Origin of the sequence: Pedobacter sp. CAN_A7, assembly GCF_015752175.1 — a bacterium.
GTDB lineage: Bacteria > Bacteroidota > Bacteroidia > Sphingobacteriales > Sphingobacteriaceae > Pedobacter.
Genome location: NZ_JADOUW010000003.1, coordinates 714777 through 739641 on the forward strand (window position 1 = coordinate 714777; position 24865 = coordinate 739641).

At 39.3% G+C, this 24865-nt stretch carries 17 protein-coding genes; 6 read left to right on the top strand and 11 right to left on the bottom strand.

Going from position 1 to position 24865, the window contains the following annotated elements; all coding sequences use genetic code 11:
* Positions 1–25: 25 nt before the first annotated feature.
* The 3 genes from IWX76_RS14635 to IWX76_RS14645 form a co-directional block, all read right to left on the bottom strand.
* Positions 26–2491 carry a glycoside hydrolase family 31 protein gene (locus IWX76_RS14635; protein ID WP_196860747.1) on the bottom strand — a complete coding sequence of 822 codons (2466 nt, stop codon included), beginning with the start codon at positions 2489–2491 and terminating at the stop codon, positions 26–28.
* 121 nt (positions 2492–2612) lie between these two features.
* Positions 2613–3530 (bottom strand): bestrophin family protein, encoded by a 918-nt coding sequence (locus IWX76_RS14640; RefSeq protein WP_196860748.1) that lies wholly within the window; start codon positions 3528–3530, stop codon positions 2613–2615.
* Between the two features lie 157 nt (positions 3531–3687).
* A complete protein-coding gene (locus IWX76_RS14645; protein ID WP_196860749.1) occupies positions 3688–6600 on the bottom strand; it encodes a TonB-dependent receptor domain-containing protein in 2913 nt (970 codons plus the stop codon).
* A 144-nt stretch (positions 6601–6744) separates the two neighbouring features.
* On the opposite strand from IWX76_RS14645, the gene IWX76_RS14650 reads away from it, so the two are divergent.
* Genes IWX76_RS14650 through IWX76_RS14660 form a run of 3 tightly spaced genes read left to right on the top strand, consistent with a single transcriptional unit; the run spans position 6745 to position 10590 of the window.
* Positions 6745–9180: a penicillin acylase family protein gene (locus tag IWX76_RS14650; protein WP_196860750.1), complete on the top strand. Its 2436-nt coding sequence runs from the start codon at positions 6745–6747 to the stop codon at positions 9178–9180.
* 2 nt (positions 9181–9182) lie between these two features.
* Positions 9183–9581: a hypothetical protein gene (locus IWX76_RS14655; protein ID WP_196860751.1), complete on the top strand. Its 399-nt coding sequence runs from the start codon at positions 9183–9185 to the stop codon at positions 9579–9581.
* A gap of 28 nt (positions 9582–9609) precedes the next feature.
* On the top strand, positions 9610–10590 hold the full coding sequence (locus tag IWX76_RS14660) for an acyl transferase (protein ID WP_196860752.1): 981 nt from the start codon (positions 9610–9612) through the stop codon (positions 10588–10590).
* Position 10591: 1 nt separating this feature from the next.
* On the opposite strand, the gene IWX76_RS14665 is transcribed toward IWX76_RS14660, so the two are convergent.
* The 7 genes from IWX76_RS14665 to tyrS form a co-directional block, all read right to left on the bottom strand.
* Entirely contained in the window at positions 10592–12475 is a 1884-nt protein-coding gene (locus tag IWX76_RS14665; protein WP_196860753.1) for an LTA synthase family protein, read from the bottom strand.
* A gap of 138 nt (positions 12476–12613) precedes the next feature.
* Positions 12614–14857 (bottom strand): DUF4838 domain-containing protein, encoded by a 2244-nt coding sequence (locus tag IWX76_RS14670; protein ID WP_196860754.1) that lies wholly within the window; start codon positions 14855–14857, stop codon positions 12614–12616.
* Between the two features lie 12 nt (positions 14858–14869).
* Positions 14870–15922 carry a YaiO family outer membrane beta-barrel protein gene (locus IWX76_RS14675; RefSeq protein ID WP_196860755.1) on the bottom strand — a complete coding sequence of 351 codons (1053 nt, stop codon included), beginning with the start codon at positions 15920–15922 and terminating at the stop codon, positions 14870–14872.
* Between the two features lie 4 nt (positions 15923–15926).
* On the bottom strand, positions 15927–17360 hold the full coding sequence (locus IWX76_RS14680; RefSeq protein ID WP_196860756.1) for a glycosyltransferase family 2 protein: 1434 nt from the start codon (positions 17358–17360) through the stop codon (positions 15927–15929).
* Between the two features lie 18 nt (positions 17361–17378).
* A complete protein-coding gene (locus tag IWX76_RS14685) occupies positions 17379–18515 on the bottom strand; it encodes a HEAT repeat domain-containing protein (protein ID WP_196860757.1) in 1137 nt (378 codons plus the stop codon).
* Complete coding sequence (locus IWX76_RS14690) at positions 18505–18903, bottom strand: response regulator transcription factor (RefSeq protein WP_196860758.1); 399 nt, start codon at positions 18901–18903, stop codon at positions 18505–18507. The genes IWX76_RS14685 and IWX76_RS14690 overlap by 11 nt, the downstream gene beginning before the upstream one ends.
* A 427-nt stretch (positions 18904–19330) precedes the next feature.
* Entirely contained in the window at positions 19331–20623 is a 1293-nt protein-coding gene (tyrS, locus tag IWX76_RS14695) for a tyrosine--tRNA ligase (RefSeq protein ID WP_196860759.1), read from the bottom strand.
* A 110-nt stretch (positions 20624–20733) separates the two neighbouring features.
* Between tyrS and IWX76_RS14700 the strand changes: the two genes are divergently transcribed.
* From IWX76_RS14700 to dapA, 3 genes are read left to right on the top strand one after another with little or no spacing between them, the layout of a single operon-like run.
* Positions 20734–21426, top strand: coding sequence for an ACP phosphodiesterase (locus IWX76_RS14700; RefSeq protein WP_196860760.1), 693 nt, complete (start codon positions 20734–20736; stop codon positions 21424–21426).
* 33 nt (positions 21427–21459) lie between these two features.
* On the top strand, positions 21460–23472 hold the full coding sequence (gene ligA / locus IWX76_RS14705) for an NAD-dependent DNA ligase LigA (RefSeq protein WP_196860761.1): 2013 nt from the start codon (positions 21460–21462) through the stop codon (positions 23470–23472).
* Positions 23473–23481: 9 nt separating this feature from the next.
* Positions 23482–24360 carry a 4-hydroxy-tetrahydrodipicolinate synthase gene (dapA, locus tag IWX76_RS14710; protein WP_196860762.1) on the top strand — a complete coding sequence of 293 codons (879 nt, stop codon included), beginning with the start codon at positions 23482–23484 and terminating at the stop codon, positions 24358–24360.
* Between the two features lie 185 nt (positions 24361–24545).
* On the opposite strand, the gene IWX76_RS14715 is transcribed toward dapA, so the two are convergent.
* Positions 24546–24734, bottom strand: a complete 189-nt coding sequence (locus IWX76_RS14715) for a histone H1 (RefSeq protein WP_108555803.1) — start codon at positions 24732–24734, stop codon at positions 24546–24548.
* Between the last annotated feature and the right edge of the window lie 131 nt (positions 24735–24865).

Below are 24865 nucleotides of genomic sequence, written 5' to 3' on the forward strand. Positions count from 1 at the left end.
GGGGTTAATAAATAAAACAGGTTATTTAACTGGCATAAATTCGGATTTCGTTGAAGCTTCTGCTGGTTTTGAAATAGAGTATACCCATTTCATCTACACGAAATTCTGGAACTTCCCGTTCATCAATTGTGATTTTTCTTACTTGAAAAGGTATACCAATAACCTTATGCTGATACCAATCATAAGTGTTAGTATACAATCCTTCAGTACTTTGTTCAATTAAAAGCGAATGTGCATCACCTTTAACGATGAATTTCTTTTCAGAGTAAATTCCCTGCTCAAAAGCATAGGTATCTCCATGATCTTCGAAGAAGAAAGAGTTTACTTCATAATCAGCATAATATACGTTTAACATGACCTCTTGTATATTTTTCTCGCCTACATACTGCATCACCGGATATTCAGGGATAACAGAACCGGCTTTAATAAATAAAGGCATGGTTTCTATCGACGCTTCGATATGTTGTTCACTACCACCTGATAATAGTTCATTGGTCCAGTAGTTATACCATTGACCAACCGGCAGGTATACCATTCTTGAAATGGCACCTTGTTCTAATACTGGACATACCAATATCTTATCGCCAAAAGTAAACTCATCTTCACGGTAATGGTTTTTCAACTCATGTTGTTCCAGCATCACCATTGGACGCAGGATTGGAAAGCCATAACGATGGTGTTCCCAAAAAACAGAGTATAAGTAAGGTAATAGACGGTACCGCAGCTCGATGAATGTACGGTTAATGCTGGTAAATGGTTCATCAAAGCTCCAGGGTTCCCGGGCAGCAGTATCACCTGCAGAATGTGCCCGCATAAAAGGTGAGAATGTACCTAATTGTATCCAGCGGGTAAATAACTCCCCATCAGGCTCGCCACTAAATCCACCAATATCTGTTCCACAAAAAGGAACGCCCGACATGGCCATGCGTTGACATTGTATATTACCCATTCTTAAATGTTCCCAAGTAGCCACATTATCGCCGGTCCATACGCTGCCATAACGCTGCATACCGGCGTAACCTGCCCTGGTTATGGTAAATGGTCTTTTATTACGCATCAGTTTTTTTAGGCCATCGTAGGTTGACCGCATCATTTGCATGCCATATACATTGTGTGCCTTGCGATGAGATCCACGGCGGCCGTCAAAATGATGACGTACATCATTAGGGAATGTGCCAGAGCCAAATACCGCAGGCTCGTTCATGTCGTTCCAAACACCTGCAACACCCATATCTACTAGCTCTTTGTACAGGCCACCCCACCATTCCCTTACTTTAGGATTGGTGAAATCGGGGAACTGGCATCTTCCAGGCCATACATGGCCTTCCATATAATAATCATCGCTACGGCGACAGAAATAATTATTCTCTTTACCTTCTTTAAACACCCAGTAATTATCGTCAACCTTTATTCCTGGGTCAATCATGACCACCGTTTTAAAACCAATGGCAGATAACTCGCGGATCATCCGTTTTGGATCTGGGAAATGTTTTTTGTTCCAGGTAAAACAGCGGTAACCATCCATATAATCGATATCCAGGTAAATGGCATCACAAGGGATATTCCTGGATCGGAAACCTTCTGCAATTTCTTTTACTTTGCTTTCCGGATAATAGCTCCATCGACACTGGTGATAGCCCAAAGCCCATTTAGGGGGCATCGGATGGGTACCTGTTAAACTTTGGTAACGTTTAACCACGTCCATGACATGTGGCCCGTGGATATAATAATATTGCAATTCGCCGCCATCAGACCAAAAGCTAGTTTTAGTATGATCTTCTTTTCCAAAATCGAAATGGGAACGGAAAGTATTATCAAAGAATATTCCATACGCTGACTCTTGATGCAGGCCCGTATAAAACGGGATGGTTCTATACAAAGGATCCTGGTCCCAGCCAAAGGAATAAGCATCAGTGTTCCAATTCTGGAATCGTCGGCCACGCAGGTTTAAATTGCCCGATTTATCACCTAGTCCGTAAAAATTCTCGTCTGGCATGCACCTTTTTGTAGCGAACACATGATAACCCCCGAAGTCCTTATTTTCTTCCCAATGCATAGGTGCGTCATCCTCACTCATCACCATGTGGGTGTTATTCTCCACGAAGGAGATGTGAAAATCTTTCTTCCTGATGTTACAAGTGATGGTGTTGGTAGAGATAGCGTAACTATCTTCCTGTTCGGCTAGGTTGAAGGTGCTTACTTTTTGGTCAATTACCGGTACGGCATAAGAAAAGTCATCTAAAAACACCCCATGTGGTGCAAGTCTTACCCTGATGATTTCATCACTCACTACGCGTATTTCAACGCGAGCTTCCCCATCAGAAAAGTAAAATTTATTACCCTCTTTTTCATATTTAGTTACGGCAGATAAATAACGCTTTACAATCGGTTTTAGAATGTTAACTGGGTTATTTAAGTGCTGGATGGTATCTTCAACTATTTCCTGAATATTTTCCTGACCTATTAATTCTTTTTCGTTTTCTTCTTCCATGAAATCCTGTAGATAAATTTTAGCAATGTGGAGATCGTGTAATTATACAGCTAATGTGTTAAATATAATAGAAATAGCAAAAGATAAGTAGATAATAGCCAAAAAAACGCAGATACTTTTATTAATCCCTGATGTAACCAACTGGAGGAAGCCTCACGACAACTTCACGATCTGTTAATTCCAGAAGCGAATCTTCAATCACATGGCACATAGAATTTAAAGCCAGGTCATTGGGTTCCAATCCAAAGGGATCTTCTAGTTCATCAGCTACTGCTTCCAGTGCGACGAAGGTATAAGCAATAAACGTAATAATTAACGGCATCATCCAGCCAAGGCTGTCGACGAAGCCAAATGGCAATAAAAAACAATAAATATAGACAGTTCTGTGTAGCAAGACTTTGTAGGTATATGGAATGGGTGTATTGGCTATCCGTTCACAACCGGTAAGAATATGTGATAGTTCATTAAGGTTGGCATCAATGTTAGCAGCAGAAATTGAATCCAGCTTACCTTCTAATCTGGCTGTTTTAATCCAGTTTCCCATTTCTTTTAATAACATGACCGGCTTATAGATGACCGGTTTAAGCTGATCGGCCAGTTCCGTTCCTAAACGTTTTTCAATATCCTGATAAGGATCAGTAAACCTTAACTGATGCTTAAAAACATAGGCGAACACAATGATAAGGTCTGCGAAATGGATTACCTCTTTACTATTTTTGTCGTAATAACTTAAGCTCTGCACCTGCCTTGTTAAGGATCGGGCGGTAAAAACCAGGGCTCCCCACAATTTACGGGCTTCCCAAAAACGATCGTAGCTGGTGCTATTTTTAAAGCCTAAAAATATGGCTAAAGCGATACCAAACAATGTAAAAGGAGCAGGATTCAGCTGTATCTTAATGTCGAAAATAGCACCATTAAAGACCATAATCGCAATGGCCATCAAAAACAATAATATTAATCGAAAAAGCAATTTTGGTAAAACAGAGCCTTTCCATATGAAAATCATGCTAATCCAATGCTCTTTTTCTCTAATGATCATATGGCAAATTTAACAGGTATTACTCATTTTCAAACTTTAATCTTTGTAAAAACCTCAACGGTTCATTAAAGAAATGACCCACTATATTAGTTTAATACCACAAAAAAAATGGCCGGTTCACCTTGCGATGTCCGGCCATATGATGAAGTTCTTTTAATTATGGGTTGAAAGCAAAAGCCACATAGTAAATTGCTCCTACCTCGGGGTTTCCAAAAGAGGTGCTATAATACTTATTCAGTACGTTTGATCCTCCTAATTTAAAAATTGAATTCACAGATGGAATTTTCAAATTAACTTGTGCATCGAAGGTACTGTAAGCAGGTACTTCCCCACTGGAAAAGGTAGAATTCCACATAAACTTATCCTGCCAGCGATATTGTACATTAAAGCCAAAGTTCTTTATAATCTCTTTACTGCCAAGCCCTAGATTATACCTAATCTCAGGCGTGTTAAAGCTATTAATGAAGTTTTCTGGTAGGTCGCCAATTTTATTCCAGGAAATGTTGCCACTTGCATTAAATTTACCAAACAGGTAATCTAATCCAAAAGCGGCACCATAGGATTTCAACTGATCGGCCAGGTTAATGGGTACGCTATATTTCGTTGTGGTTGTAGGCGGGGTTGCAGTTGCATTAGGAATAGGATTTTGGTATAAATCGATTCCGCCAATAAAGTCCTTGTAAATACTATAATAACCATAAGTATCAATTAATAATTTTGATCCAAGCAATCCTTTATAACCTAATTCAAAAGACTGCACACTTTCTGGCCTGATACCCCTTGGATCAAGATTATATGTTTCTAATAAAGCCGGATTCGGTGCGCCCGCTGCGGCCGACGCCAAAAATGCGCGGTAACTAGGACTGGTTACTGGCCTGTTAGTTAATAAGCCATATTTTTCCACCAACTCTGGCAAACCACCAATTAAACGGGTAGAGCCCCCACCTACTGCTAAATCAATATACTGATCTTGTGTTGTCGGATTGCGGTAACCTGTTTGATAAGATACCCTGACATTATTATTTGGCGCTACGGTAAGTACTCCAGTTACTCTTGGGGTAAATCGTCCTTCAAAGTTTTCACTTTTATCATATCTGCCTGCAACCGTTAATTTAAACTTGTCATCAAACATGCGTTTTCCTAATTGTGCAAAAGCACCATATTCATTGATAACAATATCTCTTGTAGCATCATCAAAAATTGTCCCGTCAGAATGTAAGAAGTAGTTACGATAAGAGGCTCCTACCTGAAATTCTACTATATTGTTAAAGGCGTTACTCAAGTTATACATGCCCTCATAATGGTACAAGTTCGTTTTATCATTGAATTTAGCACCATTCTGTGGACCAATAGGTTTGGAAGTAATCACCTCCTTAGCCGTTTCAAATCCGGCAGAACCCGGTAACAACCGGCCTACATCTGCTTGTGAGCGCGCGAAAACCTGTGCCGCCTCATCTGGCTGTCCTGCTACGCGGGCGCCGAGATAATTAGCGATGTATTGTGGGAACCATGTAGTAGATGGCTTCCAGGCCTCATTAATAAAAGTTCCTAAAATCGTTGCATTGTAAGCTTCTCCAGAACGTTCCTGAGTGGTATAAGCCCTTACAAAGAAATCCTGTCCTTTTAATTCCAGTTTATATTGCCCAATACTGAAATTTCGAAGTGAGTAACGATCTGTACCCGTATAAACTGATGTTCCAGTTCCCCAGTTCACTTGTGCGATGGCTTCCAGTGTTTTGGAAAAACGGTAATTTATGGAGGTAGAGGTTTTAAGAGATTTAGTATCATAATCTACTAAATCGCGCTCTGCGTATCCAGTTCTTGACACAAATTGATTAGGTATCAGGTTATTTTTTAAGCCGAAATAAAAGGGAAGGTAATTTTGAACTGTTGGACGTAAGGCAGCTGGTAATCCACCTAAAAATGCCGCTTGCTGTGCTGCGGAAGGTAATCCCGGCCCTGAGCCGAAAGTATTGTTAAGCACATCTCTAATGTTTAATGCGCCACCTGTTGCAGCTAGGATTCCAGCAACCGTTTGTGAGGCTACACTTTGACTTACATTAATCATATTTTGACTAATCTCATCACCATATACATTCACACCATCATAATTGGGGTCTGAATTCCTGTCGCCACCTTTCAACTGCCGGGCCGTCCGGTCAAAATTACGGTCGTCATTAGCAAACCAGTCTTTTGCCTGCAAAAAGGAGAAGGAGGTTTTAAAACCAAACTTATTATTCCATGCTTTTGCCACCCGGACGTCCATTTGATTAAAGGGTTGTACCGAACTGTTATCATCGTTCACATGGTTAATACCAGTTTTATACTGAAAACTTACGCCCTGGAAATCATATGGATTTTTTGAAGTCATTAATAGTGTTCCATTAATGCCTCCAGCACCATAAAGTGCAGAAGAAGCACCTGGTAAAAGTTCTACATTGTCAACATCCAGTTCAGATAAGCCTACGATATTTCCTACAGAAAAATTTAAACCGGGTGCCTGGTTATCCATACCATCCACAAACTGATTGAAGCGGGTATTTCCATTAGAGTTAAATCCCCTGGTATTAATTGATTTAAAAGTTAAACTTTGTGTACTCATTTCCACACCTTTCATATTATTGATGGCATCGTAAAAGGATGCTGCAGGTGTTTCCCGGATAGAGGCAGCACTCATCCGCTCAATTGTTACCGGCGACTCCAAAATTCGCTCAGGTGTTCTGGATGCAGAAATGACTACTTCCTGTCCGAGTATAGCAGTTCCTTCTAACTCAAAGTCTGCCTGCGCGTTGTTTCCTGAAATTACCCTTTCCAGGGATGTATGGCCAACATAGGAAGCAACAATGGTAAATGGCGTTTTTTCTGTCGTGCTAAATGTATATCGCCCATTCTGATCTGTGGCGGTACCGGAAGTCGTGCCTTTTACAGTAATGCCTACACCTGGTATAGGCTCTCTAGTTAGTTTATCGATAACTGTTCCACTAACAATTGTGCTTTGAGCCTGTGCAGATAAAATTGTTGCACAAAACATGACCAGCACCAAAACTGCATTAGTAATTTTTTTTATCATACGTTAATTTCTATTTGGTTTACTCTTATAAATTTAATACAATAAATCAAACCAGCAAATAGTATTTGTCACATCTGTTTTAAAACAAAATTTATATCTTGTTATCATCAAACACACACCTCCTTTTAATTATATCCTATTACAATGAATAAAATTAAAGCCCTCCTCTGTGTCCTTATACCTTTGTTACTTATTTATGTTTTTAATACAAAATTTGGACAGACACCTCCTGTACTTAAATTCCTTAATCCCTTCACTGGGTTTTGGCAAAATGCAGAATCTTCATCTTTACCATTAAATCGCCAGCTTGTGTTAAAAGGCACAAAGGAAAATGTTGATATCGTATTCGACGACCGTATGATACCTCATGTGTTCGCTCAAAATGACCACGATGTATATTATGCGCAGGGTTATGTAACCGCAATGCACCGTTTATGGCAAATGGATTTTCAAACCCGCTTTGCGGCTGGTCGCATTGCAGAGGTAGTAGGCGAGCAGGCCATCACCATTGACCAGCATCAACGAAGGATGGGTATGCTGTTTGGTGCTGAGAAGTCTCTGGAAGGTATGATGCAGGATCCTAAATCGAAAGAAATGATTATGGCGTATACTGCAGGGATTAATGCTTATATCCACTCCCTTACCAAAGCCTCTTTACCCATTGAGTATAAAATCCTTGATTTCAGTCCTGAAGACTGGACGCCTTTGAAATGTGCCTTGCTACTTAAACAAATGTCTGCTGTACTTGCCATGGGCTCCGATGAATTTTACATGAGCAATATCTTGAAGAAATTTGGTCCTGAAACTACTAAAAACCTCTTCCCTGATTACCCTACGCTTGAAGACCCAATTATTCCGAAAGGCACTGCATGGAATTTTAAACCTTTGCCAATACCTCCTGCCCCACTTGGCTTCAACCAAATGGTCACTGGAAATATAGCAACTAAACAAAAAGATGATGGCATAGGCAGTAATAATTGGGCAATTTCAGGTGAAAAAACGGCGTCGGGTTTTCCGATACTGGCCAATGACCCACATTTAGATTTAACTTTACCGTCAATCTGGTACCAGATTCAACTACATGCCCCAGGTATAAATGCATACGGAGTATCATTACCTGGTGCGCCGGGAATTACCATTGGTTTTAACCAACATATTGCCTGGGGTGTAACCAATGTGGCAGCCGACGTTTTGGATTATTATCAGATTAAGTTCCAGCATAACGATCGTAAACTTTACTGGCATGACAACCAATGGAAAAAAACCAACAAGAGACTAGAAATTATTAAAGTACGTGGTGGTAAAACCTATACCGACACCGTGGTTTACACACACCATGGGCCAGTGGTGTACTTTCAGAAACCGGAGAAATTACGAATGGCGAACAATGTGCCCGTGGGACATGCCCTTCGCTGGATTGCGCACGACCAATCTAATGAACTGATGACTTTCTATCATTTAAACCGGGGGAAAAACTATGATGATTACCGTAAAGCCCTGACCTACTATACTGCCCCTGCACAAAACTTTGTATTTGCATCTGTCGACAACGATATAGCCATAACACCGAATGGTAAATTCCCGCTAAAATGGAAAAATCAAGGTAAATTTTTATTGGATGGTACAGACTCAAAAAGTGACTGGCAGGGCTGGATTCCAGCAGATCATAATCCAACTCTTAAGAATCCACCTCGTAATTTTGTGAGTTCAGCCAACCAAAGCTCAACAGATCAAACTTATCCTTATTACATTAACTGGGAGTTCAGCTCATATGAACGTGGTAAACGCATAAATGATTTACTTGGAGGCATGTCTAAGGTTTCCGTTGATAGCATGAAAGTGATGCTGATGGATAGTTACAGCCTTTTTGCAGAGAACCTACTTCCGGGTATACTGCCACATGTTAATACTGCAAATTTAAATGCTACACAAAAAGAAGCCCTTAACCTGGTCAAAAAATGGAATAAGTATTTTGAGGCAGATGAAATTGCAGCCAGTGTATTTGATTTATGGTCAAAACGATTGTTTTTCAACATCTGGAATGATGATTTTACTGTGGCAACGGTACCCATGCGCTACCCTTCTCGCGACCGCACCATACAGCTTATTCTAAAAGAACCAGGTTCAACATGGTTTGATAATGTGAATACCCCTGCGAAAGAAGATTTAGCAGGGCTGGTCAACGAATCATTTAAATACGCTTGTGATAGTTTGGAAAGAAAATATGGTTCTATTGGTGAAAAATGGGCTTGGGCAAATTTAAAAAGCACTCATATTCCTCATTTGGCTAAAATACCTGGCTTCGGCACAAAAACATTAAGGGTTGGTGGCGCTAGAAGCACCATCAATGCGTTAAGCGAAACCAATGGACCTAGCTGGAGAATGGTGATCGAGCTCGGGAAAACCCCAAAAGGTCACGGTGTTTTTCCAGGCGGACAATCAGGAAACCCGGGTAGTCCATTTTATGATAATATGACAGCCACCTGGGCCAAGGGTGAACTTTACGACCTGTATTACATGCAATCACCTAAAGATGCTTCTGCTAAAATAATTGCTAACTTAAAAATCACCAACAAATAACTATGGTATTCCTGATCATTCTCCTCGTATCGTTTTTTTTACAACTTTTTGCCCCCTGGTGGATCGTTGGACTTATATCTTTTGTGACTTGCGCATTATGGGCTAAAACTGGTAAAATTGCTATTTGGCATCCTTTCCTGGCCATATTATTACTTTGGTTCGGCATGGCTTTATTTAAGTCCATCCCTAACGACCACTTACTGGCAAATCGGGTTGGGGAGATGCTCATGGTAAAGTCATGGTTACCAATTTTATTTCTGACGGGTATTCTTGGAGGCTTTGTTTCCGCCATCAGCGGATTTTGCGGTTATCATTTCCGCAAGTCCATGCAAGCTGATCATACCAGGAAACCGCAGCTCAATCCCAGTGAAGTTTTACGAGTTGATAAAAGTAACGCATAAACTAAATCTTGTTACGTATTTTTGTGGGGTGAACGCACATCATCCTATCTTTTCCATCAACAGCGATAAAGCTTTTGAAGAACATGCTTTAGCTATATTCAAACACCAATCAACCCACTGTGCTGTATACCAGACCTATCTGTACCACTTGGGCATAGATCCTGCACAGGTTAAACAGACAGCGGATATCCCTTATCTGCCTATTGCATTTTTTAAAAGTCATGAGGTCATTGCCGATTCAAGGCAACCTGAAATAGTATTCAGCAGTTCCGGTACGACGGGCATGGCACAAAGCAGGCATTTTGTTACAGATGTAAACTTATATCAGGATAGCTTTAAACTGGCTTACCAACAGTTTTATGGCAATATCGCCGATACTTGTTTATTGGCTTTGTTGCCTTCCTATTTAGAAAGAGATGGCTCTTCATTGATTTATATGGTAGATGAACTAATCGCCCAGAGTCAGCATCCTTTGAGCGGTTATTTCCTTCATAACCACGATGAGTTGTTTAACATATTAAAGAAATTACAGGTTGCTAAACAAAAGACGGTCCTTATTGGTGTAACCTATGCCTTACTTGATTTTATAGAAGCTCATCAACTCCATTACCCGGAATTAGTGGTCATGGAAACCGGTGGAATGAAAGGAAAACGGAAGGAAATGGTTAGAGAAGAATTGCATATGGTACTAAAAGCAGGCTTTGGAGTTTCGTCCATCCATAGCGAGTATGGCATGACCGAATTATTATCACAAGCTTATTCTTATGGCGAGGGAATTTTTAATTGCCCTCCATGGATGAAAATTGTATTAAGGGATACCAATGACCCCTTAAGTCTGATTAGTACTACTCAAACCGGTGGAATCAACGTGATTGATCTGGCCAATGTGAATTCTTGTTCCTTTATTGCCACTCAAGATCTAGGCAAGAAATATCCAGATAATTCATTTGAAGTATTAGGCCGATTCGACCAGGCCGACATCAGAGGATGTAACCTGTTAGTGCAATAAATTAATCCAGGTTTTGTCCTAATAAACTGTTATTAAAGCTAATAAAATTACTATCTGGCACAAGTTTTAGGGTTTTTACAAAATTGTTGTTTTTTTCTTTATAGCTCAAAAATTGTTTGTTTACATCCTTCAAGAGGAGTTCATCTTCAGAGGGGTCAACATTCATATTATCACTAAGTGTAAACAACTTTCCATTATCAAGAAAGCTTAATCCTGAGATATACGTATGTAAAACGGTCTTACCTTGTTTTAAAGGATAACTATGAGTGTTTCTAAAGGTTATTACGGTATCCAGACCTGAGCCTACCCAAGTAACATGTTCTGGCGTTTTTAAATGATAGTTAGTTCTTAAATATGCAACTAATGAGGGGGCAATATCTAAATGAGAAGATATTGACTTGATTTGAGTAACCCGCTTAAGCATTGGCGAATAAATAAGAAGAGGAACATGATATCGGTCTATATTTGTGGATAGTGGTATCTCAGGCAATCGGTGATCGCCAGTAATCACAAATATGGTATGCTTAAATTCAGGACGATTCATAGATTCTTTAAAAAAGCGTTCAATGGCTTTATCTGTATATAGGATCGTTGCATAGATGTCCTGATATCCTCTGTATTCTTTTTTCTTCTTTTCGCTAAAACCCAACTTCTCCATATGCGTTTCAAATAGGTTAAGGTAATATGCCTGGTTTGGAATGGTATAAGGGTTGTGCATACTTAAAGTTTGAATATATTTAATGTGAGGTGGAGAAGGAGGTCGTGGATCATTCAAAACCACATTGATGAGTTCCTCATCTGCATGTCCGATGGAGGAAGCCATTGTTATTTTAGCATCAAAATCGTCGGCGCTTACAATGGAATGAACACCCGCGTTTTTCATAAACTCACCCTGAAAATCAAAATTCATTTCAAAACCGCCATAATACGCGCTTGAATATCCATAGTTACTCAAGATATTTACCAATGAATAAAACTTAGGCATTTTAGCGCTTAGGTCATTAAAACCTGTTTCAGCGAAAGGCAAAGATGCCAAAATGGACGCTAAAGAACTGAAGGTTCTTCCCTGCGCAGAAAGAAAATTAGAAAAGTATAAGCTTTTTTCAGCGAGACTATCTAAAAAAGGAGTAAAGCTACCTAGATAGGATTGAGGTCCACTAAACGCCCTACCTAAACCTTCTACCTGAATAAATACGAGGTTTGGCAATACTTTCGGATCGGAATAAAAGAAATTGCCAAGTACATCAGTTGCCTCTTCCTTTCGTAAAAACGGATACTCGGCATTTACATATTGAAAGCCTGTTTCAGGTTCAGCGACAATAATCTGATGACCGCTTTCTACCCCGAAATAATCAATGGCTTTAGAATACAGGTATTTGTTTACTTCGCTTATGAAAAAAGCTGCCTTATTTTGTGTCATCTGGTATAAAAACTCATTTTTTAGATCGTTCGCTTTCGGAGTTATAGACTGGCCCGACCAGAGCAAAGCAATACCAATACTAAATATTACAGCTGTATCAATTGGTTGCCCCCATTGATAAAAAAAGAAAACTTTATATAAACTCCAGTAAACCAATAAAGGAAACATAAAGAACATGAACAATGTATAGTCTAACTGAACACTGCTAGTCACGATTTCTTCTAAAGTTGTTACAGAGTAGCCAAACATGTCGGCGCCAAGCGGCACCATAGCAGTTTGAAAATACTTGAGTAAAATTCCATAAGCCAAGATCAATATGGATCCGAAAAAACCATAATACCAATAAGATGATTTTAAGCCTGATAAAAAAAAGAAAATCAAAAACAGAGCTGGCTGCATTTTTAAAATAAAAAGCAAATCTGATAGCATTGCATACTTTAATATGAGCAGAATATTATCGGGCATGTTGTCTATGTCGATCGCCAAAAACATTTCAACAACCCGCATGGCCAAAAACGTAATGACTAATGCGGTTAGCCACCTGAAATACAGAGTGGATGAACGGAGTAGTTTTTCACTTAAAGTACTATACATAACTCGATATTAATTAACCATAATTTCATCAATAAAAATCCAGGCACTTCTCCCATTGTTTACTATCCATGAAGGTATTCTGTCAACATTTTTAGCGAAAACTTTAACAAATCTAGCTTTAGTCCTTTCCGGTAAAGCGATATTAATATCCTTAATAGATTTTATTGGATGCTCCTCCAGTGCGGTATGTACCGTTTTAAGATCCTGGAAGTGCTGACCATCAATAGAAAAGCTGACTTCTATAACTTCTGGAACAAAAGCCAAGTGCCGCTGGTCGTCAAGAAAACTTAATCCAACCTGATTAATCACCATTTCTTTCCCTAAATTAACCACCACTTCCATATTGCCCCCAACCCAGCCCAGCCAATTGTATTCGTGGTCGCCATACCCCCTGCTTCCGTCCGTTAATGTTGCTGTTCCTTTATTCACATATTCGTCGCTGAAAGGTATAACGGCTTTCACCTCTGCGTGTAGGGCCTGATGCAATTTCGGCCCGTCTTTAAAAACCTGTTTCCATTCTTTCTGATAGTTGGCCGGACTTAACCCTGATTCTGAAATTTCTTTAATATTTGCCCGGATGGCCAAGTTGGTAAAGTGGTTAACTTTCTCTTGGTACCCAGGCTTAACCTCCCACCTGTTACCTTCCATCAAGAAAACACCATGTTCACCAATTCCATAAAATTTCGACAGCTGCAATTCTGCATATTGTAATGGAAGACGTGCAATACGTACTCTTTCTAATAAAATAGCATTCGTTGCTACAACAGCTTCTCCTTCATCGAATATTTTATTATATAAGGCAATAAGCTCCGGACGCAGATAGGAAAGATGCTCTCGCACCGGACTGCCATAAATACCTAACACCCTGCTAGACATTTTTTGTTCCTGGTGTATCAGGTCTATGTAAGAATGGATAAATGGCGCTGCCTCACCATAATAATTACCTACAAAATCGTCAACGATCTCGGTAGCATTCAATTGTGAATCCCAGCTCAATTTAGCAAGTAAGTAAGACCTTAATACAGAGAATTCAGCCTCTCCATAACCACTTCCTTGACTGAAGACACCATAAACTCCTGCATTTTTGAATAACTCCATATTTGGCTTCAACACCCTGAGGTTAGGGAAAGGGCTTACCTGGTTTGTGAATTGTATCACATAATCCCAAATGATAAGGTTTTTGGTTAGTCGTGTCCAATCTTTCAGATCTTTTCGAAACGATTCAGAACGTGGGTCTGTTGCAATGGGCTCATTGCGGTTACTCACTATGCTGCTAAATAAAACGTTTACATTTGAAACCGGCTTTAGGTGTTTAGGTGCTTTTTGCGAATAACCATACGCAAGTGTTGATATGATCTTGTCTGGAAAATCAGCAGCTACCTTATTTACAAATTTTATAATGGACCCTTGCGGTCCGCCTTGTCTTTTATCTACGCGCGCGCATTGTTTACATTCACAATATCCAACACCATCATTCTGACTCACAGACCAATAGGTTAACCCGGGGTTGTTCTCTATCTTAAGGCGTAGATTAGCTGTTAAAATAGCAAATACTTCAGAATTACTTAAACAAAGTTGTGTTGGTTTTCTTTCTCCGTCAACCCATGCATAATATTCGGGATGGTTAGCGAAATACTCGATTGCAGGTACAAGCAGGTTAAACGTATGCCCCCATAAGCCCCAGGAGTCATCTAAAGTATGAAGCTTATGCCAATTCCGATATTCCACATCCAGGGTCTGCGGATAAAAAACGTCCCGGTATTGCAAGGTCGGATTTTCTTTCAGCTCCAGGTTTTTGGCAAGTGTGATCGACGACCGTTCAGGAATATAGGGTAATCCGATATCATACTTTCTACAACCTAAGTATTTTTCTAAAAAAGCATAAACACTGAATAATACCCCTTTTGCTGTCCCCCCGGTTAGAATGAGCGACCTATTTCGAGTTTTTATCAGGAGCCCATCAGGGGTTAAATCTTCTACATCTTCTTTTGCCGTTCTATTGGATTTGCCTATTTGCACTTCAAATTCAGATATTTTTGTACTATCAGGAACAATTTGAAGCTCAGCACCAGACATTTGCCTAATGTACTTTTGAAAAACGCTGGCTGCTAGTTTGTCAATTTCCGTTGGTGCAGAAGCAATCACAATTTTATATTCAGATTTCCCTTCTGAAACCAATACCACAGGTTCTTCTCGCAGCAGCGTGAAAACCAATGAACAAAAAATCCAATGTAGATGATTGATCGATGCCATAACGTCCTCCTTTTAAAAGCGATGTTGGAAAGTCAGTGAAAAATCAAGTTCATTTTCCGGACTATTGACTATATATTCTTCTCTGCTCCATGTGGCCAAAATTCCAACAACATTTCTAGACCTTACCAAGCGTTGATACCCAAAAGCTATACGCCCAGAATTCAGGTTAACCCGTTCTTCAAATTGAAAATCCCTTGTGCGGTCATCTGGTGATACCCCAGTAGCAGCAATTAAAGTAATATAATCATCACCAGTATTTAGAAAATACCTGGTGGTTAAGGCATAAGAATGAGAAACCACTCCAGATTGTGGGGTGAGGAAAACCTTGAGGTTAAACCAATAACTGCCTAAATATTTACCCACAGATCCTCCAAAACTGAACATCGAACTTGAGCTATACATATAGCGCATACCAACCTCACCTTCCCACCCTTTTGGAAAACTGCTGTGAAAGGAATAGGCCGACCGTAGGGTTTGAAAAATGGAAGCTCCTGAATACGCCACATTAACAAATGAATAAAGCCCTTCTGTAAGTTTAGGGTAGGCTTCTATTTCAAACTGGTAACCTGTTGCATAAGCACGGTCTGCATAATTAAGACGGGCAATCACCGTTCCGAATTTAAATTTTCTTCCTAAGGAAGCATTCAATAACTTCCAGTTTTCTTTACCCCTTCGGTCAAAGTAAGTTGGATTAGCCACTAATGTGAAACGGTTGCGTAAGCCACTTATCTTTATGGCTTTTTCTTCCCTGGCCATCCTTTCCAGATAACCTAAAGCATCAATCTGACCTGGCGACGTGCGGAGCACGCGATTAAATTCTATACGGGCACTATCATTTTCGCCACTAAGCCAATAAAGTCTACCAAGTAGTACCCTGATATCTAAATATTCAGGACTGATCTCCAGCCCTTTTTTAACGAGCATCATAGCATTTTTATAATTTCCTACCGCATTCGTTTCGTGAATTGCCTGTTTGAAGAGTTCATCTACATCAACCTGTTGAGCCTTAGTGTTGAAAGATGACACCAGTAATAACAAGTAAAGCATATACCTTTTACCATTCATGTCATTAATTATTTAGGGTAGACGTTGATGTCGTAGAAATATTTCTGAAACCTTCGCGCTTCATGTTCCCCCAGGAAAGCTGTATACCTGTTAAGGAATAAATCACCCCTTTTAAAGCAAAAGTGATGACTAATGGATGATAAAATATGGGCTCCAGGAATGCGGTAAGACATAATTGTACAATTGCCCATTTAGAACTGTATTGTCGAAATATAATCTCATCCCATAAAACTGAAAAAATGCTCATCGTAACACAGAAACTGTAAACATAGACCAGTAGAATAAGTGCATATTCCCAATTTACACGCCCAGTTATTATGCAATAGATGTAAAACATAATGCCAAGTAATTCGATAATGGGTGCAAGCCATTCAGAAAAAAATAAATACGGAAAAGAAATCATCCCGAATACCCCGTATTTTACATTAAACATAATACGCTTGTGTCGCCATAAATTTTGGGCTAATCCACCAGCCCATCTTGTGCGTTGTTGACTATACACTTTTAAAGTTGCGGGTGCCTCCGTCCAGCACAATGATTCTGGTATATATTTTACTTTATACTTAGTGTTGATATCATGCATATATATCCTCATCCGGGTTACTAATTCCATATCTTCACCTAAAGAAAGGGGATCATATGCACCGGCTTTAATTGCGATATCTTTGTCAAACATCCCCAATGCACCCGATACTAAGGTTAATCCATGAATTTTACTCAGCGCCATCCTGCCGATTAAAAAAGACCGAATGTATTCCAATTCTTGAAATAGGGGTAAAATTTTTTGAGGCACCTTCGCCTTTATTAAAAACCCATTTTCTATATCACAGGAGTTGGCCAGACGAATAGCAGCCCCAGTAGCAATGACTTTGTTTTTATCATCAATTATGGGCTTAATTAGTTTCAATAAAGTGTCTTTATGAAGTACACAATCAACATCAGTAGCTAAAAAATAGGGGTAAGAGGAAACATTTATTCCGGCATTTGAGGCATCAGCCTTGCTCTTACGATTTACCTTATCGACAACCAAAAGATTAAAAAAAGCAGGATTTAAAGAGCGATAAATACCCCTGATTATACTCGTTTTTATGTGTTCATGGTAAGCATAATCGGTTTTCACCAAGTCAAACTCCAGTACCATTTTCTCAAGCGTATGATCAGAACTGCCGTCATTAACAATCACCACTTCAAACTTTGGATAATTAAGGGATAATAAAGAATATACGTTGTCGATGATCGTTTTTGCTTCATTAAAAGCCGGTGCGATCACTGTTATGCCGGGCGCATGAGGAGAGGTCAATAGCGACCGCAAATCTTTGTTGCTTTTTCTCAACATATACTGTCGAATCTCAATAATTGAAAATATAATCAATAAAGAGTACGAGAGCATTAAAATGGAGGCATAATAAAAAATAAAAATTTCGTAAAACTCTCTCATAGATTAATTATTTACCGTTTAATTTCTGATTAGCGTATTGGAATAATGCAGAATAATTTTCTTCCGAAAAGGTAATATATCATCAGATCTATTCAGAAAAGCTTCCCGATCAAACGCAGGGTATCTGGCTAAAGCTCTTCCTGCAGTTTTCATTAAATGGTAGTTATTAGCCTTTAAAAATTGAACATATAGAAATGTCAAGCTTTTGCCACTTGCGATATCTCCAACAGCTTTCAGAATCTTAAGCTTAACAGATAAGCACTGTTGTGAATAGATGGCTATCATCTTTTGCTCACCATCTTCCGCATCTAGCTTCCCCAAAGCACCAATAACAGCTTCCTTAATTTTTGGTTCCGGATGATCCATGATTTCCATAAGTGTAGGGATTGCATGCAGTTGCTGATAATATTCTATCAGTTTAATACTAAAAATGATAACAGATTGGTTTCTTGACTTTAAGTTCGCACTAAAGTCAGGAACCTGTAACTTATCATTATTGCAAATAAGGTCAAACAATAATACCTGATGCCAATCTAAAAGCGGTTGCTGTGCCTTTTCCAGAAAACTAAAAGGGTGTTCCTGATTCAAATTGATATGAGCAGCCTGTGCTACAATACGCAAATCATTATTTTCACTGTCTAAAAATCCATGTATATAGTTAAGAGATTTAAAAGACGGTGTCATTTCCTGAAGTTCCTGAAGTCCGTTAACTTGAATATACCATGGGTTATTTTGCAGTTTAGCCACTGAACTTTTTTCTAGATCCATTCTCTGGTAAATTGCAGATAACAACGTTGCAGTTGTTCCTGTCATATTGCGGTGATAATAAACCAGGGTATCAATAAGCAGTTGGTTATATAGTGGATCCTTTTTGGCCATATATTTCAAGCGCCCCACAATTGCCTGCACATCCTGCTCGGCAACTACGTCTTGTATCATTAAATTACCAACAAGCTCCTGGATAATCTGTTCCAGGTAATTGTTTTTACGTTGTTCAAAAGAGGAGTTAAACAACCGTTTGAAGAGCAAAACTAGCTGTATCAATACAATAAAAATGATAAACAGGTGAATCCCCACTACAGCGATCTGGATAAAATAAGGATAATGAAGATAACGCTCGTGGAGCTGTTCTAATAACGATATTTCAGTTGCCATAAACCTGGGGCATTAAATTATACCCTGATACCATTTTATTTACCACAGCTAATAATACTTTTGTAGCAAATGGCTTTTTAAGAAACTCATTTGCCCCAACACCCATGGCATCTACAATAGCGTTTTCATCACTTAATGCCGACAAAACTAATATAGGTGTGGCAAAATTATTCTCACTTGTCCGGATTTTAAAAATCAGTTCAAATCCAGACATGAAAGGCAATGTTAAATCGACAATGACGGCATCATATTGATTTTGACTAATCAATAACATCGCTTCTCGTCCATCAACCGCGATATCCACATCAAAGTCTTCTTTTCTTAACCGATGTTTTAAAAAATAAAGCATCAGTACTTCTTTTTCGACAATTAGTATTTTGTTTCTCATACATGTAGTGTTTAATCATTTACTTCATATTAGCAGTCCTTAAACAATAAAATAGAAATTATTTTACCAATTATTAAATAACATTATCTTAATACCAAATTTACATGTAATTAACCAAATGCAATCATGAATTTTGATAAATATTTTATTAAATAATGAAAGTTTACAAATTATTGCTTTGTGAGATAAAATAATTCAAAAGCTATTTAGCTTTCTTCATACTTAAGTCAAGCTAGTCGACAGAGTAAAGGACTTTAATAGAGAAACTAAGGTATTAAGTGCCTGATAAGTTGTATGAAACTTGCTGATGCGTATGGTGAAATACAGAACGTAAACAGCATTGTACGCAAATGGGGAATGATTAACAAGCAATAATGAGAATAAAACACACTAAAATGAATTTAAGCGCATTTTAGTATGTTCAAAATTATTCTGCTTCGATCAGGAAGTAATTCTTCTTACCTTTCTGAACAATCAGGTACTTATTATTCAACAGACTACCTGTATTATATATTGTAGTTGGTGCAGCTATTTTTTCTTTATTTAAAGAAACACCCCCTCCTAGAATTAACTTTTTAGCTTCACCTTTAGAAGCAAATACATTGGTTTTTTCAGCCAACAAGGTCGATGCATCAATTCCAGCGGCCAGTTCTGTTTTGTCGATTTTAAATTGTGGAATGCCCTCAAAAATTTCCAACACCTGCTCGTTTGTCAAGGTGGAAAAGAAAGCTAAGGAACCATTACCGAACAAAAATTCCGATGTTTTAATGGCTGTTTCCAACGCTGCTTCTGAGTGCGTCCTTACTGTAATATCTTCAGCAAGCGCTTTCTGCAACACACGTAAATGTGGTGCCTGCTCATGCGCAGCCTCTAATGCTTCAATTTCTTCCCTGGTTTTTAAGGTAAAAATTCTGATCCATTTTTTAACATCATCATCTGTCGCATTCAACCAGAACTGATAATATTTATACGGTGATGTTTTCACGGCATCCAGCCACACTGCGCCACTTTCTGTTTTTCCAAACTTAGTACCATCCGCTTTTTTAATCAATTGGGTAGTAATGGCATAGGCCGTACCACTTTCCTTCCGGCGTATTAACTCCGTTCCTGTAACAATGTTTCCCCATTGATCCGATCCACCCATTTGCACCATGCAATTGTGGTTCTTCCACAAATAGTAGAAATCATATCCCTGAATCAGCTGGTAACTAAACTCGGTGAAAGATAAACCTGCACCACCTTCGCCATCCAGCCGTTTTTTTACGCTGTCTTTGGCCATCATATAGTTAACGGTAATGTGTTTACCCACATCTCTAATGAAATCAAGGAAACTAAAATGCTGAAACCAATCAGCATTATTAACCATCACCGCATCGTTACTTGCTTCTCCGAAAGTTAAAAACTTACTCAACTGTGCCTTAATCCCTGATAAATTGTGTGCTAAAGATTCTGTAGTTAACAAATTACGCTCCGCAGATTTACCCGATGGGTCGCCAACCATACCAGTTGCTCCACCGACTAAAGCATAAGGCTTATGTCCTGCACGCTGAAAATGGATAAGCGTCATGATCTGGGTTAAATGACCTACATGGAGTGAATCTGCCGTTGGATCGAATCCAATATAACCCGATGTCATGCCTTCATTTAATTTCTCTTCGGTATTAGGCATGATATCGTGTAACATGCCCCTCCAACGTAACTCCTCTACAAAATTGGTCATTTTTACTGCTTTTGTGGCAAAGATAGAAAAAGCTGGTTGAACTTCGCTTTTCCTTTAAATTCAATAACTGATAGCTTTACTTTCGAAACATTTTCAGTATTTTTAATCCGATGAACTTCTTATCCCATTATTACTTCGAGAGAAAAGAGCTGGATAGCCATCTGGTCATAGGGATTGTTTTGCCTGATTTTATTAAAAACGCACATAAGGACTGGAATCTTAACCCGCAAAAAGAAGAACATTTATTTGTAGACCATCCAGAAGAGTCGTCTATTTTACGGGGCTGGAACAGACATCTGGAAGTAGATCGTTTGTTTCACTGTTCTAATTTCTTTAATTCTCAAACAGCCATACTTAAACAATTCATCATGCCGGCCATGCATTCTGGCCCAGTTAAACCTTTCTTTTTAGCCCACATCGGACTGGAATTGGTATTGGATCACTTGCTCACTGTACACGGACTTATTAACATAAACCGGTTTTATGAACAGCTTCAGCAGGCTAACAGTGAGGCGCTGCAATCATTTTTGACGAAAGCCGGTATCCTCGACCTCGATCATTTTCTTCAATTCCTTAACAGCTTTATTACCAGCAGGTATTTATTGAGCTACCAGAAAATTGAAAATATCACCTACGCATTAAACCGCATTTGCATGCGACTGTGGAATGATCCTTTTACAGACGCACAGTTACAGCTTCTCACTGCCGGTCTAATCTCTTATAAAAATACCATCGAGAAGGATTACCTTGATATTTTCAGAGAAATTGAGGGCAGTTTGGCCTTACCTATCCGTACCTGTTAAACAAGATCAGCATCTTTTTGTATCTTCGCTGTTATGTCAAAATCTGCTATTAAAGACACGATGGATGCCCTGGTTATCGAACTTAATCAGCATACGTACAACTATTATGTACTTGCAATGCCCACCATTGCAGATTACGAGTTTGATAAAAAACTAGAAGCACTTGCCAAACTTGAAAAGGAATACCCTGAGTTTGCCGATCCGGACTCCCCTACCTTAAAGGTTGGTGGCGACATTACCAAAACGTTTAAAACGGTTAACCACAAGTGGCCTATGCTGTCTTTGGGTAACACCTACAATGAGCAGGACCTTCGTGATTTTGACGATCGCGTGCGTAAAGCGCTGGGCGACAATTTTGAATATGTTTGTGAATTGAAGTTTGATGGGTTGTCCATCAGCCTCACCTATGAACACAATAAGCTAGTTCGTGCAGTTACACGTGGCGATGGCCGCAAAGGTGATGATGTAACCAGCAATGTGAAAACAATTAATAATATTCCCCATCACCTGAGAACTAACGCTGCACCTGAACTCTTTGAGATACGCGGTGAAATATTAATGCATCGTGCTGCTTTTGAAAAGTTGAATAGGGAACGTGAAGAAATTGGGGAAATTACCTACGCCAACCCTCGGAACTTCGCCGCCGGCACTGTAAAAATGCAGGATTCCAGAGAAGTGGCCAAACGCCCCCTCGATTGCTTTTTATATGCGCTAAATACCGACAAGACATTATTTAAAACCCATTGGGAAAGTTTGCAGACCCTAATAACCTGGGGCTTCCACATCAGTGAGCACAATATCCTGGCCTCTTCAATGGACGAGGTATTTGCCTTTATTAAACACTGGGAGAATGAACGTTATAAATTAAGTTATGATATTGATGGTATCGTAATTAAAGTAAATAGTTATTCGCAACAGCAGGAATTAGGTTTCACCTCCAAATCACCACGCTGGGCGATATCTTATAAATATAAAGCTCAGGAGGTCGAAACTGTACTTGAAAAAGTAACTTACCAGGTTGGTCGTACAGGAGCAGTAACGCCTGTTGCAAATTTAAAACCGGTACAATTAGCTGGCACGACGGTCAAAAGAGCCACCCTGCACAATGCCAACGAAATTGAACGCCTTGACCTGCACCTGGGCGACACGGTATTTGTTGAAAAAGGCGGTGAAATAATCCCTAAGATTATCAACGTTAACCTGGAAAAAAGGAAAACTGACGCGCTGCCTGTTATTTATCCTCTTACTTGTCCGGAGTGCAATACCAATTTAATCCGTAAAGAAGGAGAAGTTGCCTTTTACTGTCCTAACGATGAGGGTTGCCCACCACAAATTGTCGGTAAAATCCAGCACTTTATCAGCCGCAAGGCGATGAACATCGATGGCTTAGGCGACGAAACCATAGAAACATTTTATCAGCGGGGTCTCATTCGTCACATAAGTGACCTATATACCTTAAAAAACCAAGCCGAGGCTTTAAAAACCATCGATCGTTTTGGCGAAAAATCTATCGAAAATATGCTTAAAGGCATAGAACTATCCAAGCAGATGCCTTTTGAAAAAGTGTTATTTGGCCTCGGTATCCGTTACGTTGGTGAAACCGTTGCACGTAAACTTGCCTATGGCACCGGCAGTATAGATCGCCTGGCAACAGCAACTGTAGAAGAACTCACCACAATTGATGAAATTGGGCAACGTATCGCGGAGAGTATCCGCGAATATTTCAGCAAGCCGGAACATTTACATCAAATTGAACGCCTAAAAGCGTATGGTCTGCAGTTTATGGCAAAAGAAATTGCAATTACACTGGAAAGTGATAAGTTAACTGGAAAAACATTTGTAATTTCGGGCGTTTTTGAACAATTCAATAGAGAAGATTTAAAAGAGCTTATCGAAAGTAATGGTGGTAAATTATTGAGCAGTATATCTGCAAAATTAGGTTACCTGGTTGCAGGCGATAACATGGGTCCGGCTAAATTGGAGAAAGCGAAAAAATTGAATATTCCTCTGATCTCAGCGGATGATTTATTAGAGATGTTGAAATAAAAATTTAAAATGAAAAAATTTCATGGAACCGGTGTAGCACTTGTTACGCCTTTTAATGCAGATGGATCAGTAGATTATGACGGGTTAAAAAACCTGATTAACTACCAGATTAATGGACAGGTAGAATACCTCGTGTCATTAGGTACAACAGGCGAAGCATCAACACTCAATAAGGAAGAAAAGAAGAAGATTTGGGCCTATACAGCAGAGATTAATAATGGAAGGGTACCTTTAGTTGCAGGCCTCGGAGGCAACAACACTGCTGAATTAGTAGCAGAAATTAAAGCCTTTGAAAACAATGGTTACGACGCTATCCTATCGGCAAGTCCATATTACAATAAACCAACACAGGAAGGCATTTATCAGCACTATAAAGCAGTAAGTGAAGCCAGTGCATTACCGGTTATCTTATATAACGTACCCGGCAGGACCGCAAGCAATATGACAGCTGCAACCACCTGCCGATTAGCTACAGATTTCGAAAACATTATCGCTATCAAAGAAGCTTCAGCTAATTTCGATCAGTTTAATGAAATTCTACGTGATAAACCAGCAGACTTTCTTTTGATCTCGGGTGATGACCCTGCAGCGCTACCTATGATTGCCTTAGGTGCCGTGGGTGTGATTTCTGTGATCGGAAATGCGCTACCTCAAAAATTTTCTGACATGATCAGGTTATGTTTAAAGGGTGATTATACTACCGCAGCTCCTTTACATCTTAATTTAGTAGAACTGACCAGAATGATCTTTGCTGAAGGAAACCCTGCAGGCGTAAAAGCCGCTTTAAAACAACTCGGGGTTTGCGGCGATGCGGTGAGGCTACCATTGGTATCGGTATCTACCGAACTGGAGACACAAATCATTGAACAGGTAAAAAGCTTAAACTAGTTTTTTTCGCTGATGCCTAGCAACATCGCCTTAGTCAAAATAACTAGTGATAAGCAGTTGGAATAAGATCAGAACCTGTAAAGCCTGAATTACAGAAATGAAATGGACCGAACGCCTATGCAGAAGATAAAGCATAAAAAAAGACCCTCAAAATTGACGGTCTTTTTTTATGAAACATGCGGTTACTAAGCTTCTTTGTTTTTAGCGGCCTGGATTTCTAAACGGATCGCCTGGGCAAGGTTTTTAACATCTTGTAACCCTTTTCTTACACGGGTACCAGCAGCGCTGTTTGCTTTGTTGTAAAACTTGTCAGCATCTGCTTCCAGACCATTGATTAAGTCTTTTAATTCATTGAATTTCTCGATCTTTGCCATTTTAAAATTCTTTAGGGTTTTAGAGTTTGGTTAATACTATTACTAAAGTAGGATGTTTATTTTAATAAAAAAATTTTTAGGCGAATAAAAAAACGCCTTTAGAGTGGTTTTTCTCAACAAAACAGTGGTTA